The organism is Nonomuraea sp. NPDC050663 (assembly GCF_044456985.1).
In the GTDB taxonomy this organism is placed as follows: domain Bacteria; phylum Actinomycetota; class Actinomycetes; order Streptosporangiales; family Streptosporangiaceae; genus Nonomuraea.
This window is the reverse complement of sequence record NZ_JBITGL010000001.1, coordinates 516,839-531,914: the sequence shown is the minus strand read 5'-3', so window position 1 is coordinate 531,914 and position 15,076 is coordinate 516,839. Positions and strand designations below refer to the sequence as shown.

The 15,076-nt window shown below is 71.1% G+C and carries 10 protein-coding genes; 1 reads left to right on the top strand and 9 read right to left on the bottom strand.

The genetic code is table 11. From position 1 onward, the window contains the following. The first annotated feature begins 195 nt into the window (after window positions 1-195). Window positions 196-5,850 (top strand): FtsK/SpoIIIE domain-containing protein, encoded by a 5,655-nt coding sequence (locus tag ACIBH1_RS02645; RefSeq protein WP_397311797.1) that lies wholly within the window; start codon window positions 196-198, stop codon window positions 5,848-5,850. 366 nt (window positions 5,851-6,216) lie between these two features. Here ACIBH1_RS02645 and ACIBH1_RS02640 read toward each other — a convergent pair whose 3' ends face one another. The 9 genes from ACIBH1_RS02640 to ACIBH1_RS02600 form a co-directional block, all read right to left on the bottom strand. Continuing rightward, window positions 6,217-8,043, bottom strand: a complete 1,827-nt coding sequence (locus ACIBH1_RS02640; protein ID WP_397311796.1) for a hypothetical protein — start codon at window positions 8,041-8,043, stop codon at window positions 6,217-6,219. Window positions 8,044-8,461: 418 nt separating this feature from the next. Continuing rightward, window positions 8,462-9,106 (bottom strand): NAD(P)H-binding protein, encoded by a 645-nt coding sequence (locus ACIBH1_RS02635; RefSeq protein WP_397311795.1) that lies wholly within the window; start codon window positions 9,104-9,106, stop codon window positions 8,462-8,464. A 4-nt stretch (window positions 9,107-9,110) separates the two neighbouring features. Continuing rightward, entirely contained in the window at window positions 9,111-10,034 is a 924-nt protein-coding gene (locus ACIBH1_RS02630) for a hypothetical protein (protein WP_397311794.1), read from the bottom strand. Further along, window positions 10,031-10,696, bottom strand: a complete 666-nt coding sequence (locus ACIBH1_RS02625; protein WP_397311793.1) for a hypothetical protein — start codon at window positions 10,694-10,696, stop codon at window positions 10,031-10,033. Before ACIBH1_RS02625 ends, ACIBH1_RS02630 begins: the two co-directional genes overlap by 4 nt. Beyond that, window positions 10,693-13,506 carry a BTAD domain-containing putative transcriptional regulator gene (locus tag ACIBH1_RS02620; protein ID WP_397311792.1) on the bottom strand — a complete coding sequence of 938 codons (2,814 nt, stop codon included), beginning with the start codon at window positions 13,504-13,506 and terminating at the stop codon, window positions 10,693-10,695. Before ACIBH1_RS02620 ends, ACIBH1_RS02625 begins: the two co-directional genes overlap by 4 nt. A gap of 41 nt (window positions 13,507-13,547) precedes the next feature. Beyond that, window positions 13,548-14,018 (bottom strand): pilus assembly protein TadG-related protein, encoded by a 471-nt coding sequence (locus tag ACIBH1_RS02615; RefSeq protein ID WP_397311791.1) that lies wholly within the window; start codon window positions 14,016-14,018, stop codon window positions 13,548-13,550. After that, on the bottom strand, window positions 14,015-14,416 hold the full coding sequence (locus ACIBH1_RS02610) for a TadE/TadG family type IV pilus assembly protein (protein WP_397311790.1): 402 nt from the start codon (window positions 14,414-14,416) through the stop codon (window positions 14,015-14,017). Before ACIBH1_RS02610 ends, ACIBH1_RS02615 begins: the two co-directional genes overlap by 4 nt. After that, window positions 14,413-14,844 (bottom strand): TadE family protein, encoded by a 432-nt coding sequence (locus ACIBH1_RS02605; RefSeq protein ID WP_397311789.1) that lies wholly within the window; start codon window positions 14,842-14,844, stop codon window positions 14,413-14,415. Before ACIBH1_RS02605 ends, ACIBH1_RS02610 begins: the two co-directional genes overlap by 4 nt. A gap of 8 nt (window positions 14,845-14,852) precedes the next feature. After that, window positions 14,853-15,074 carry a hypothetical protein gene (locus ACIBH1_RS02600; protein WP_397311788.1) on the bottom strand — a complete coding sequence of 74 codons (222 nt, stop codon included), beginning with the start codon at window positions 15,072-15,074 and terminating at the stop codon, window positions 14,853-14,855. Window positions 15,075-15,076: the final 2 nt, after the last annotated feature.

The following is a 15,076-nucleotide window of genomic DNA, read 5'->3' as shown; positions in this document are numbered from 1 at the left end:
CCTGCGCAGACTCCTTTGCCGTCCACAGCCCTTTCCACAGCTCACCCAAGGTCGACACGCAAAATCTCGGCAGGTTTTCCACAGGCTTCGAGTTATCCACAGATCTTGTGTGCCATGCCGGTGCCGTCATTCGCCCGGCTTAACTTGGTCGCCGGCGTTACCTTGTCCCCGGTCGCAGTCAAAGGGAGTCGGCACATGCGGATCATGCTCACCGTGCTCGATGAGCGCGGCGATCGTGACGTGGTCATCGAGGGCGACGACAACCTGTCGGTCGGCCGGGTCGCGGAGGCACTGCGCGGCCACGACGAGCCATTGGCCAAGGTCGTGCGCCTCAACCGCGCCCCCTACGGCCTGTCACCGCCCTCACCCACCTCACCCCCGGCACACAACCGCCCGCCGTACCTCTCGTCCCCATCGGAGCGCGACCGCCCCGCGCCCTCCTCGGCGCGCCACCGCTCAGCCCACCCCGAAAGCTTCCCCGCCCCTCCAGAGCACGACCGCCCGCACCGATCGACCGCAGCTCCCGGCCGCGACGACACCGGAAGAGGCGCCCACCACGAGTCGGCCGACCCCACCACCTCCCCCACCGCCGCCTTGTGGCGCAACGGCCAGCTCCTCGACTCCCGCACCCGCGCCCGCGCCGTCCTCCACGACGGCGATCGCATCGCGCTCTCGGAGTCCCTCGCCCACTTCACCGTCACCGACGAGCCCGGCGGCGTCGCCGAGATCCGCGTGGTCGGCGGCCCAGGCGCGGGCATCGTCCACCGCCTGGGCCTGGGCGTCCACGTCATCGGCTCCGACGACATGTGCGCCATCGCCGTCCCCGACCGCAGCCTCTCCCCGGAAACCGCGGTCCTCCGCATAACCGCGGAAACCATCACCATCGAGCCCGTGCGGCACGCCCGCCCCACCCTGGCTCCCCGCCGCAAGCTCAAGGGCCGCTACGCGGAAGACGTCGCCCAACTACTCGACCGAGCGGAATCCCGCGCCCCCAAACCCCCCGAGGACCCCAGCGACCTGCACCTCGACGCCGCGCCCCTGACCGAGCGGCGCGACTGGCCCGAACACGCCCTGCTGACCTGCGGCTCCTCCGTCTTCGCCCTGACCGCCATCGAGTCACCCGACGCCCACCTGGCCCCCAGGCCCGAGGGCGGAGTCGCCTACAATCGCCCGCCCAGGCTGCGCAGAGCCGAGCCCGAGCGCCGTTTCGAGCGTCCCCGCGAGCCCACCCGCGCGGAAGGGCTGCGGCTTCAGCTCCTGGCCGCCCTGCTCCCCCTGATCATCGGTCTGACCCTCGCCTACTTCCTCCACCAGTGGTATTTCCTGCTCATCGCCCTGATGAGCCCCGTCATCATGTTCGGCCAGTGGTGGAGCGACCGCCGCCACGGCCGCAAGCAGCACCGGCGGGCGATGCGCGAGCACCTGGAGCTTCTCGCTGACTACGACGAGAGCGTCGAGCACGCCAGGCGCCAGGACGAGCTGACCCGCCGCTCCGACGCGCCCGACGCCGCCGAGGTCCTGCTCACCGCCACCGGCCCCCGTCGCCGTCTGTGGGAGCGCCGCATCCACGACCCCGACGCGTTGCGCCTGCGCGTCGGCCTGGCCGATCTGCCCGCCAACCTGGAACTCAGCGAGGAACGCGGGAGCGCCATCGACCCTCCCACCTGCCGTGCCGTACCCGTCGCCCTGCCGATGCGCCGCCTCGGCGTGGCGGGCGTGACCGGCGCGCGCGAGGTCTCCACCGCCCTGGTCAGCTGGCTCATCGGCCAGGCGGCCACCCTGCACAGCCCGCGCGACCTGGCCGTCGTGATCCTCTCCGCGCACTCCGACGGTGAGTCACGCTGGGGCTGGGCGCGCTGGCTCCCTCACTGCGCCGCGCCCGGCCTGCTGGCCGCCGACAGCCTCGTGCTGGCCGGCACCGACCCTGAGACGGCCGCCCGCCGGGTCGCCGAGCTGACCTCATTGATCGACGAACGTCTCAACACCGCCATCCCCGAACTCGGCAAGATCCCCACAGGCTGGGACGACCTGGGCGGCCCCGCCACCCCCACCGAACCCGCCTTCGCCACCTACGACGAACGCCCCTTCGACGTGCTCGTCATCCTCGACGGCGCCCAGGTCCTGCGCGGCCTGCCCGGCATGCCCCAGGTGCTACGCCAGGGCCCCCGCGCCGGCGTCTACACCCTGGCCATCGACGACGACCAGCGTCTCCTCCCCGAGGAGTGCGCCACGGTCGCCACGTGCGGCGACGACGACCACGTACGGCTCCGCGGCGGCGGCCTCGACACGCTGGGCCCCATCCTCGCCGACCAGGTCTCGGCATCCTGGTGCGACAGGCTGGCCCGCGCCCTGGCCCCCATCCGCGACGTCAGCCGCGAAGACCAGTCCGCCCAGCTCCCCACCTCCGCCCGACTCCTCGACCTCCTGGCCCTCCCCACCCCCACGCCCGACGAGATCGCCTCCCGCTGGCCGGTAAGAGGCACCACAAGCGCCCAAATCGGCATAGGCCCGGAGGGCCCCTACAGCATCGACCTCACCCAAGACGGCCCCCACGCCCTCATCGCCGGCACCACCGGAGCCGGCAAATCCGAACTCCTCCAAACGCTCATCTGCTCCCTAGCCGTCGCCAACCGCCCCGACCAGCTCACCTTTGTCCTGATCGACTACAAGGGCGGCGCCGCCTTCAACGACTGCGTACGGCTCCCGCACACCGTCGGCATGGTCACCGACCTCGACGGCCACCTCACCAAGCGCGCCCTCGACTCCCTAGCCGCCGAGATCAGGCGCCGCGAACGCCTCCTCCTCGCCGCAGGCGCCAAGGACATCGACGACTACCTGGACAAGCTCCACCAATCCCGCCCCGCCCACCCACACATCACCCCCCGCAGGGCCCAACCCCCCGGCCCGAGGAAGCCCACCAGCACCCACCCCGACGAAACGGACTCACCCCACCCGCCTTCGTCACCCTGGACCCCCGTCACCCCAAAGCAGCCCACCCCCAGCACCACGGGACCTGCCTCAACCCCCCAGCGCCCCTACGCGAGCGAACCCGCCCCGTTCGCCCGCTTCTCCCGCCGCGCCTTCGATCTCCCACGCCTCCTCGACGAACAGTCAGCCGCCGCCCCCCGCCCGGGCGAACCGTCGGGCAACTGGTCCTTCCCCACCCCACGCGACGCCGAGGACCACGCAACCACCCCCCACCCAGCCGCAACACCGCCCTCCAACACCCCAAGCCGATCCCACACGTCCGCCACCCACGCTCCCGACCCCACCCAGACACCCCATCCGCACACCCCGAGCCCGACCCAGACATCCGCCCTTGGCCCCCACGGCTCCAGCCCCACCCAGGCACCCGATTCACACGCCCCCAGCCCCGCTCAAGCACCTGGTTCGTACGCCACCGGCCCCGCTCAGGCACCTGGTTCGTACGCCCAGACATCCGCGCTCGGCCCCCACAGCTCCACCCCGGCGCAGGCTCCCAGCCCCCACTCACCCTGGCCGACCACCGGTGAGTCACCCAAAGCGCCCCCCTCCAGTCTGTCGCCCAGCCTGTCGCCCCACGCCCCGGGCTCCACCGCCTCCCACCTGGAGCCCCTACCTCGCCTCGTCCTGATCATCGACGAATTCGCAGCCCTGGTCACCGAACTCCCCGACTTCGTCACCGGCCTGGTCGACATCGCCCGACGCGGCCGCTCCCTCGGCGTCCACCTGATCCTCGCCACCCAGCGCCCCGCCGGCGTGGTAACCGCCGACATCCAGGCGAACACCTCCCTCCGCATCGCCCTACGAGTGACAGAACCCTCCGAATCCACCGACGTCATCGACGTCCCCGATGCCGCCCACATCCTGCGCTCCACCCCAGGCCGCTGCTACGTACGCTCGGGCGTTGGCGCCGCGACAGCCGTACAAACCGCCCGAATCGGCGGCCGAGCCACCACCTCCACCACCCGCGGCCCCGTCCGCGTCTCCGAACTCACCTGGCGCACCCTCGGCCGCCCTCTCCCCCCACCCCGCGAGACGACGGACACCAACGACATCACCGACCTCGCCATCCTCGTAGACGCCGTCGCAGACGCAGCCCGCCTAACAAACACCCCCAACCAACCCACTCCCTGGCTAGACCCCCTCCCCACCCACCTCGTCCTCGACCTCCCCGCACCCCTGACCCCTTCACACAGCAGCACCGACCTCCACACCCCCGGCCCCTTTCCCTTCGGCGTCACAGACCTCCCCTGGGCTCAGGAACGCCGCCCCCTCACCTTCGACCTCGAACACGGCGGCCACCTCCTGATCGCCGGCAGCGCCCGCTCCGGCCGTTCCACGGCCCTGCGCACCCTGGCAGGCAGCATCGCCGCCACCGCCTCCCCCGCCGACGTCCACCTCCACGCCATCGACTGCGGCTCCGGCGCCCTCCTCCCGCTGGTCGCCATGCCGCACTGCGGTGCCGTCGTCACCCGAGACCAGCTCGACCGCGTCGAACGCCTCCTGACCCGCCTCCGCGCCGAAGTAGGACACAGACAACAACTGCTCGCCGAAGCCGGCCACGCCTCCCTGTCCGAATACCGCCAGGCAGGCAACCATCTCCCCTGGCTGATCCTCATGCTCGACCGCTGGGAAGGTTACGTAGCCGCCTTCGAGGGCTACGACTACGGCAAACTGACCGACGCCCTGCTGCAACTCCTCCGAGAAGGCGCCGCCGTAGGCCTGCGCGCCATCGTCACAGGCGACCGCTCCGCCCTGATCGGCCAGGTCTCCACGGTCTTCGACGACCGCCTCCTGCTCCGCCTGTCGGACCCCTCCGACTACGCCCTGGCCGGCTTCCCCGCCAAGGACCTCCCCACCTCGATGCCCCCCGGCCGAGCCCTCACCATGGGCGAGCAGGGCATGGAGGAAAGCCAGATCGCCCTCCTGACACCCGACCCATCGGGCCCAGCCCAGGTCGCGGTGCTCCAGACGCTCGCCAGACAAACCTGGCCGGCCGACACCCTCACCCCAGCCCCGACCCCTAACGCCCCCGCAGCGGCCGGGACCCCGGACCCGAACCCGAACGCGAATTCGGCCACAGCCATGACCAGAGCGACCTCAGCCGACCCACCCCCTCACGATCGCAGGCCAGGAACCGCCACCCCCACCCCGTGGCCATGGCGGGGCGAACCCCCACTGCGAGTCGACTCCATCCCCAACCGCATCACCGCCAGCCAAGCCCTCGACCTGCAGCCCGGCTTCACTCCGCCCTCCCCCCTCTGGGCCCTCGTCGGCGTGGGAGGCGACGCCCTCACCCCCATGGGCATCGACCTCCTCGCCCAAGGCCCAGGCGCCGTAGTCGCCGGCCCACCCCGTTCGGGCCGCTCATCCGTCCTGGTGACAGCCGCCCGCTCCCTGATCGCTCAGGGCACCCCCGTGATCGCCGTCGTCCCGCGCCGCAGCCCCCTGCGAGACCTGGAGGGCGCCCGAGCCGTCCTCGACGGCAACGGCATCGGCTTGCAGGAACTGATCACCGACTTGGACTCATATGTCGTGATCGTCGACGACGCCGAACTGATCAACCCCGACGCCCCACTCGGCCTACTGCTGGACGAGATCCTCCGAACAGGCCGCGACGGCGACCACGGCTTGATCCTCGCCGGCGCCACCGGCGACCTCTCCACCGCCTACCGCGGCTTCGTCGCCGAGGCACGCAAACCCCGCACAGGCTTGCTGCTGGCCGTTCAGAGCCCCGCCGACGGGGATCTCTTCACGGTACGGCTACCGCGGGGCGCGGTAGGCGGGCCGCCTGGTCGGGGGCTTCTTCTCACGATGGGCACGGTCACCCCGATCCAGGCTGCGCTCCCTGACCCGAGCCCGCTGTGACGGCTAACGGCCTATCTGTCGAGGAGCCCCGTGGCCGAGGCCAGCGGGTGGGGCCAGCAGGTGGGGCCTGGCCCACGGGCTGCGGGCTCGGGCTGCGGGCTCGGGCGCTGCGGCTTGGAGGGCTGAGGGGGCGCTGCGGGTGCGGGCTGGAGTGAGCCTGAGGGCCCAGGTGGGGTTGGGGGCCAGGGCGCGGCGGAAAGCTGGGGCTGGCGCTGTGGCCGCGGGTCGGTGCTGACGATTGCCGCCCGGGTATCTCGGCCTGGAGCGGCCTTGATGAGGCGGCGATCCGTGGCTAATCGCCTGGGCGACCGCACGGCTACGGGGCTACGAGTCGTATGACCACTGACCTGATACCGGGTCAGTCGATCACCACCGAAATTGAAACGAGTGAGAGCCGGAGGCGATCTTTGCTGTCAACCGTACTCGGTGAACCATCTCGGGGCGGCCGTCATGGTCCTGGACCGGCAGTTCCTCGGCTTCAGCGCTCCAGCCGGGCGGGATGGTGAGGGTGGCGGGTCCCCAGGCGATCGTCGTGGGTGTGAGCTTGGGGCGAAGACGGCTGATGAACAGCTCCTCCACCAGGCCGTGGCCTGTGGAGAAGACGAACTCGTCGGTGAGGACCAGGCTGGGAGGGTGCCAGTCGAAGCGGCGGGTGAAGCGCTGGACGGCTGGCGCGTCGTAGGCGCGTGTGAGGTCTAGGACGAACGACTCAGTGTTCGGGGTCAGCTCGACGCTCGGGGTCAGCTCGACGCTCGCGTGTGGCTCGGTAGCCGAGGCTGGCCCGACGGAGGCGTGTGCGGGTGAGCCGGCGTGTGTGGGTGAGTTGACGTTCGCGGGTGGAGGCTCGGGGCTCACGTGAAGGACGACTGCGCGGTGAGTGGGTCCGGGTTGCTGAGTGGAGCCGTTGATCACGGGAACCGAGTGACCCAGGGCTGACGCTTGGAGGACCTTGTAGCGGTTCTCGCCGAAGTAGTCGCGGGTGTATTCGGGTGCACCAAGGTCGTCGAGGACAGTCTCGCCGTCGAGGCGGAGGACGAAGTGGCCCAGGTCGAGGTGGTTGTGCGGTTCGTCGTTGTGACCGCCCTTGGCGGCGAAACAGGCCCCTGGGGTGCGGAGGACGAGGATCTGGGCGTCGGGGAGGAAGCTTCTGATGGGAGCTGGGACAGGGAGATCGGGAGCAGCAGGAGCGGCGGAAGGGGAAGCGGGAACAGCCGGAACAGCCGGAACAGCCGGAACAGCCGGAACAGCCGGAACAGCCGGAACAGCCGGAACAGCCGGAACAGCCGGAACAGCCGGAACAGCGGGAGCAGCGGGAGCAGCGGGAGCAGCGGGAGCAATCGTGGCGGGTGCGATGGTTTCCCTGCTGGGAGTGACAGGCGGCGCATCAGCCTCGGGCTGGCCGGTGGGGGTGGCCGTGTGAGGGGCCCACCAGAGGGTGCGGCTGAGGTGGGCCCATCGGTAGCACGGGTCGTCGTGGAACGACGGCGGGGCATGGGTGGTGGGCACTGGGATGGCGAGGCGAGTGTGGAGTCTGGCGAGGAGGCCTTGCGGGTAGGTGGCGCGGGGTGAGGAGTCGGCGAAGGCGGGGCGGGTGCCGTCGCCGAAGTCGATCATGGAGGGGTACGAGGCGATGTGGGCGGTGCCGGCGAGGAGGTCTTGGCCGGTTCGTTCTCGCAGGGCTTCGGCGAAGTAGGTGAAGTAGCCATAGCCGTAGGTCCAGTAGTCGCCGCCCTCCAGGCAGGCGCCGTCGGGGCCGAAGCCGGACAGGAAGGAACGGAGGGCGGCTTCCACTCTTGGGAGGATCTGGGGAAGGTGCTCGGAGTCCAGGGCGAGGGCGGCCAGGCCGGAGGCGCCGGCGCAGACGGCGGACCAGTTGTGGGTGGAGGTTTCCCACCAGTGGGGTGGGGCGTCGGGGGTGAGGTGGCGTAGGACGCGGTCGTGAACCTCGGTGCGGATGCGGGCTTGGAGGCGGGGGTCGAGGCTTGGGCCGAGGAGGGGGATGGCTTCGGCGAGGGTTTGGGCGGTTTCGGCGGCGAACAGGTCGATGGGGCCCGGCTCATGGGCGGGGAGGGTCCAGGAGTGTTCGTTGCAGATCGACCAGATGAGGTCGTGGAGGGCGGGGTCGGGGGGTGATGGTGCGGGGCGGGCAACGGGGAGCGGCGCGGGTCCGGAGGTCGGGTGGGAGGCGGGCACTGGGTCTGGCGCAGGCCCGGGCGCAGACCCGGGCGCAGACCCGGGCGCAGACCCGGGCGCAGACCCGGGCGCAGACCCGGGCGCAGAGCCGGCGGTGGAGTGCGGCACCGGCTTGGGTTCAGAGCCGGTGGTGGGGTGCGGCGCAGACCCGGGTGTGGGCTTCGTGCCAGCGTGCGGCACTCTGCCAGGCGGGAGCCACGCGGGAGTGTCCATTCCAAGCTCGCCGGAAAGGTGCGCGTCGAGGAGGAGGGCCGTTAAGCGGCGGCGGCGTTCGAAGTAGACCCGCTCGTACGCCAGCCGATCCCCGCAGTCCCCGTACAACCTCCACAAAGCGAACGTCAGCTCAGGCGCCCCCGTGGAACGAGCCCGTTCCGCCTCCCGGCGGATCTCGGCCCGCAGCCCGCCGCCGCCATCCACATCAGGCGCGCACGGCGTTGATGTGGATGCTCTCCAGCACCCTGCGCGGGAACCCGTGACGAGCCAGGCCCAGCATCGCCCGCCCCATCTGCTCCGTGGTGGTCGCGTAGCTGGGCACGTAGCGCACCATCAGCGACTGCAGCGGCCGGGTGACGTCGAGCGCCACCCGTACCCACCCCGTCCGTGATGCCTCGCCGTGCATGGGCTGGATGAACGCCGGCCGTACCACGTAGCCGTGGAAGGGCAGGGCGAGCACGGACTGTTCGGTCTTCGACCGTACGCGTGCCCACATGGCGCGCCCGTCGGCGCCCGCGCCGGAGACGTACACGAACGTCATGGCCGGGTGCCGGGCGGCGAGCGGGGTGGCGATGGCCAGGGTGAGGTCGTTGGTGACGGCGCGGTAGTCGTCTTCGGACATGCCGATCGACGAGATGCCGAGGCAGAAGAAGCAGGCGTCGATGGCGTCGGGCAGCCCGGTCAGGTCGGTGACGTCGGCTCGGACGATCTCGACCAGTTTGGGGTCGCTGACCCCGGTGGGGCGGCGCGTGACCGCGATGACCTGCTCGACCTCGGGGTCGAGCAGGCATTCACGCAGCACGCCCTGTCCGATCATCCCGGTCGCGCCGTAGACGAGCACCGTTTTCACGTGGTCACTTTCGCACGGTCGACTGGATCTCGTCGATCTGGATGGTGGCGGTCGACGAGACTTCGCCCTGGGGCAGGTCGAAGCTTGGTGTGCTGGTCACTTCCCAGAACTGGGTGACGGTGATCGTGTACCGGCTGCCCAGGGAGGACTTGGTGTACTTGATCCAGCACCCGGAGGCGAGCGAGGCGCCCTTCTCGTACGGCGGGCAGTTGGCGCCGTCCTTGATCTGGCCGGGCCCGGTCGTGGTGATCTGGACGCGTGAGGGCCGGGCGTTGATGGTCGCCGACAGTTCCGGGTAGCCGGTGACGGAGGCGGTGACCGACAGGTCCTGCTGCGGCCGCACGCCGACCCAGGTCTCGAGGCCGACGTAGGAGGTGCCGTCGGGCGGGTTGATGGTGACGACGGGCTGGGGCAGGCGCAGGTTCGCACGGGCGATCTTGGCCAGGTCCCACGGGTCGATCAGCTTGTCGCCTTCGGCGACGGGCACCTGGCGGATGACGCGCCACTTGGGTTCGGTCGCCTGGTAGCAGGCGGCGCCTTCGGCGGTCTTGTCGTCGGTGAGCAGCCAGAAGATCTTGCCGGGCCAGCTTTCGTACTGCTTGAACTCCTTCAGGATCCCGTCGACGATGAACTCGATCAGGCTGCCGAAGAAGGTGCTGTCGAAGGCCTTCTTGATGCCGGTGAGCCACTCCACCATCTCGGCGTAGGTGAACTTCGGCTCCCACCAGCACTTGGGCGGGTCGAAGTCCGGCGGGATGTGCACGTTACCGCCGGGTGAGGTGCCGTTGCCCGACACGGTCACCTGGGTATTGACGTAGTATTCGCGGCCGTCGCCCCCGCCTCCGACGCTGGGGTCGTCGGCGTGGGCCGGGGCGGCGGAGAAGACGACGGAGACGGCCAGGGCCGCTGCGACCAGGCGCCGTTTCATCGGCACTCCTTAGCTTCGTAGTCGGACATGAAGGCTCTGACCTTCCAGCCGTCCGCGGTGTGCATCATCATGACGCGCATCTGATAACGAGAGGTCTTGCGCTTGCCGAGCGTCCAGCGCTCCTCGCCGGAGGTGGTCGCCTTGGTGCCGAGTTTGGTGGCGTCGACGCAGCCGACGAAGCCGAACTTGTCCTTCTCGACGAGGGTCGAGCGGAGTTTGTCGACGCGCAGGGTGCCGGTCGGCCGTACGCCTTCGCGCTGCCAGCTGCTCACGACTTCGGGGAAGACGGTGAGCCCGCCGCTCAGCGGGTCGTCGAGCGTGAGGTAGTCGCGGTAGCGGTCGTCGCGTCCGTGCGTGGTGACGGAGTACCACCAGGCGCCCCAGAAGTCGCGGAAGACTCCCACGATCTCGGCGTCCTCGCCGGGGTAGTCGGAGAAGACGACCTTGAAGTCCTTGGGGTAGGGGTAGTCGCCGAGCTTGACCCTCGGCCGGGCCGTCGTGGGGGCCGCCGAGGGGGCGGCGGAGTCCGAGGGGTCGGCGACGACGGGTTGCGGGGAGGGCGAGCCGAAGCCGGTGCCCGCTCTGGGGGTGGGGCCGCAGGCGGCCAGGGCGAGCACCGCCCCCGCGCAGGCCACCCACGTCACCACGGGTCGCGGACTCATCCGGCCACCTGCGACGGCACGGCGGAGGGCAGCAGTTCCTCGATGAGCGCCTCGGTCTCGGGCACCAGCCGCCCCCAGTATTGCGCGTTGGCCGCCCGCTGGCGCAGCGTCCCGACCCAGAACTGCAGCGTGTTGGCATCGCCGGTCGCGTGCGCGGCGCGCAGCAGCGCCCGCCACAACGCCTCGTCGCCTTCGGAGACGCGCAGCCCGGCGAGCACCGCCGAGATCGCGCCTTCGGCGTCGGAGGAGCCCATCCGCAGCTGCCACAACCGCTGCGCCGCGTCGGAGATCCGCGCCGTCACCTCCGATTCGACGGGGTCGCCCGCCAGCCACAGGTACCGGCCGGTGGGCCGGTCGGCCAGGAGCGGTCCGCGGATCATGTTGAGCGCGTACTCCAGGATGGCCACCTCCTGCTGCGGGTCCTGGCGGGCCAGGCGCAGCAGTTCCTTGAAGATCTCCCAGTCGACCCGGACGAACGGCCCCAGGTGCAGCCGTCCCTCCATGTCCAGGAAGAGGTTGGGCCGCCCGTTGACGTCGTCGCCGAGCCAGTCCATGGCCCGGTCGATGACGGCGTCGCGCACCGACTCCTCGACGCCGCGCGGCCACAGCGCCCCGGCGAGCACGCGCGGGTGCACGCCGCCCGGGTGGGTGGCGACGTAGGCGAGCAGTTCCTGGCATTGGGCCAGCCGGTCGGCTTCGAGCGGGTTGACGGCCTGCACGTCGACGGGTCCGAGCACCCGGATCTCGGCGAGTGCCTGGAAGCCGGGCTGGAGCTGGTGGCCGACGGGTCCCGAGGGCGAGGGGTCGGGCATCAGCTGGCCGTCGCGGCGGGTGGCGGCCCTGAACAGGTCGATGACCTGCTGGTACTGGTCGGCGGGGAGCAGCTGGGCCTTGACGTTGAAGCCCAGGGCGGGCAGCGTGGCCTGCCCTGAGGCGTCGACGGACCACTGCCACACCGCGCCGGGCGTCGACTGGCCCGCGATGAGGTAGCCGGACGACAGCCGCGATCCGGTGCGTGCCAGTGCGGCCAGGCGCTGCGCCTCCTCGGCGGTGGGCGGCACCGCGGAGATCAGGTAGGTGGGCATCCAGGCTTCGCCGTGCACGCCGCGTGCCCGGCCAGTCAGGACGGAGTCGGCTCCGACGGCGGCCAGCGCGCTCTGGACCTCGCCGGCGGCGCTCTCGAGCACCGGCAGCGCCTCGGCGAGCGTCGCCACGGAGGTGATGCGGTCGGGGGCGACCATGGACAGCTCGGAGCCGAAGCCGACGAGCACCAGGTTCATGTGGTCCGACCAGGTGTTGGTCGCCAGCTCGACGGCGACGGCGGCGAGCGCGGCGGTCACGTACTCGGGCGGGCCGCCGAGGTTGATGATGCCGTGCGCGGCCTCCAGGTCGACCAGGACCCGGCCGCCGTCGTTGGCGCCGAGCGAGACGAGGCCTGGGTACGGCGCGAGCACGCCGGTCAGGCCCTGCTCGGACAGGCGCAGGCCCTGCGTGGCGTCCAGCCGCCAGACGGCGCCGCCGTCGACGGCCTGCCAGGGCGCGGGCGCTTCCTTGTCGCCGGGGTGGATCCACAGGTCGAGGTGGGTCGGGGCGAGGAAGGCGCCGTAGACGGTGGGAGGTGTACGGCCAGCGGCTCCGAGCTCCTTGGCCAGGTGCCGCAGGCCCAGGTCGAGCAGGCGGGTGCCCTGCATGTCGGCGCCGAGCAGCAGCGCCTTCTCGGCCAGCGCGCCGGGCCCGGAGGGCATCGGCTGGCGCATCCCGAAGGCCCGTGCCCACAGCTGCTCGCGGCGGCGGCGGCCGAGCGCGGCCAGCAGTCCGGCGGCGGCCAGCGAGGCGGCGGCGACGTAGTCGGGCAGGGCGGACAGGTCCAGGCCGTCGTCGGCCGGGGCCTGCACCATGTCGGGCCGGACGTTCTGGGTCTGCTCCAGCGGGTTCTGCTCCAGGGCGTCCTGGACCACCGAGGGCCGCACGTTCATGGTCTGCTCGGGGTCGAACGCGTCGTTGGAGGGTCCGGTGTCGCGGGAGCGGTCGCCCTCGCGGTCCTGCTTGACCTCGACGTGCGTGTTCTTGCCGTCGAGCTCGGCGGGCTTGTCGGGGTGGTTCTGCAGGATCTCGGGACGGGAGTCGTCCTCGCTGACGATGTGCACGTTGCGCGCGTCGTCGGGCATCTCCAGCACCCAGCCGGGCCTGATCAGGCTGGCGATGTGCAGCTTGGTGCCGTCTGGCTGCACCTTGTGCTTGTTGAGCTCGTAGATCTCCTTGTAGCGCCGGCCCTCGCCCAGGCACTTCTCGGCGATCTCCCAGAGCGACTCGTGGTGGCGTCCCTCGGGCGGCTGGACGGTGTAGACCTTCTTGACCTTCTTCACCGGCGTCAGCGACTCGGCCTCCTGCACGACCGGCTGCGGCACGGCCTGCTGGGCGGCGGCGATCTTGGCGCTGGAGGGGGCGGAGACCGCGTTGACGATCGGCGCGACCACGGCGGCGGCGGTGAACAGCAGCAGCGCCGCCGTCACCAGCCGGTGCGCCAGCGCCTGCGGCCCGCGGGCGAAGGGCACCTGGGCGGGCACGCCCACCCGCCGCACGCCCGACCACAGCTCGACGAAGACGCACACGGCCAGCTGCGCCCAGGCGAGCCATACGAGGATGGCCAGCATGTCGAGCACCGTCTGGAAGCCGACCTGCTGGGTCAGCGCCTCCAGGGAGATGCTCTCCGGGAGCGGGTTGCCGAAGAATCTGATGAGCGCGTACGGCACGCCGCCCACGAGCCCGAGCAACGCGATGATCGACAGGATGCCGAGGACGACGTCCATCGCCGATCGCGACTGCACTCGCACTGGTTGTCTTGACATCCCTAATCGCCCGTTTCCGGTCCGGCCGACACCTCGGCCGACATGGTTCCTTCGTTGATCCCGATCACGCTGAGCAGGATCGCGTTCCACTTGATCTCGACGCTCACGTCGACCCGGTTGCCACCGGTGACGTTGCAGCGGGTCATCTGGGCCTTGGCCTCCTTGTGCGCGCCGACCACCCGGCGGGCCCGTCCGCACGCGGCGGCCTCGTCCCTGATGCGGATGTTGCCGGAGGCGCGCAGTTCGTCCTCGTCGATCGTGTCGGCCGCGGCCCTCGCGCCCTGTTCGGCGATGTCGCCTGCGCGCAGGCGGGCGTTCATCGCGGCGCCGCCGTCGACGAGCAGGCCCGCCAGCAGGAAGAGCGCCAGGGAGAAGATGACCACGAAGACGGCGGTGCTGCCGCGGTCGGGGCGTGCCGCCGTGGAGAACCGTCGCCGTACGGCTGACGCGAGCCGCGGCGTGTGGCGCCTCACTCGATCCTCCGGAACTGTTCCAGCGGCGCGACGGCCGTCGAGGTCATGCGCTTGGTGGCGGCGAAGCCGAACCCGGCCACCGCCCCCAGGTCGAGCGTGCAGCTCACCTCGACGTGCACCTCGCCGCCCTCGGTCCAGTTGGATCCGGCCAGGCTGACGCTCGGCCCCTTGCAGGAGCCGTTGGCCAGCGAGGCGCGTGCCGCGTCGGTGGCCGCCCGCTGGGCGCCGCCGTAGTCACGCTGCACGGAGGCGGCCCTGGCGGCGTCGCGGGCGGCGCCGTTGACCTCGCCCTGGTGCTCCACGATGACCGCCGCCCCTACCAGGAAGAGGATGAACAGCAGCAGCACCGGTGCGAGCAGCACGGTCTCGACGGCCATGGAGCCGCGTTCGCGGTTCACTGGCAGCCTCCCGAGCCGTTGTCGGGGCGGAAGCACTCGATCGGCCCGCCGAATTCCGAGGTGATCGTGAAGCTCATGCCGGGCAGCAGCGGCACGGCGGCCACGGCGTTGCCGCGCACGGTCACGCCGCGCTGGCTGCCGCGCTGCCAGGTGGTCACGGTCGCCTTCTCGAGCATCTGCGGGCCCATGTTGCGCAGGATGTCCTTGGCCCGCTTGGTGGCCGCAGCCTCCCATCCGGCCGCTTCGGCTCCGGCGGAGCGCGCCACCCGCGCACCTTCCCGGGCGGCGGCGTCGGCCACCTGGCGCCCGTGGAAGATCAGCGCGAACTGCACGATCAGCAGGATCACCACCAGGACGACCGGCATGATGATGGCCAGCTCGACCGTCGAGGCGCCGCGTTCGCGGGTGGGAGGGGAGGAGGCGGTCATGGCTACGGCTAGTCGCCGCCTTCTCCGCCGCCGAAACCCTGGGAGATCTCGGCCTGCTTGCCTTCGACCAGGCCCTTGATCACCACGGCCAGGCCCATCGCCACGCCGGCGATGATGGCCGTGATGATCACCCATTCGACCGCGGAGGCGCCGCGGCTGGGAGCGTTGCGTGCGCGCTCCATGCGCACGCCGAGCATGGCCCTCAGGTAGACGACGAGAGGTGAGTTCACTG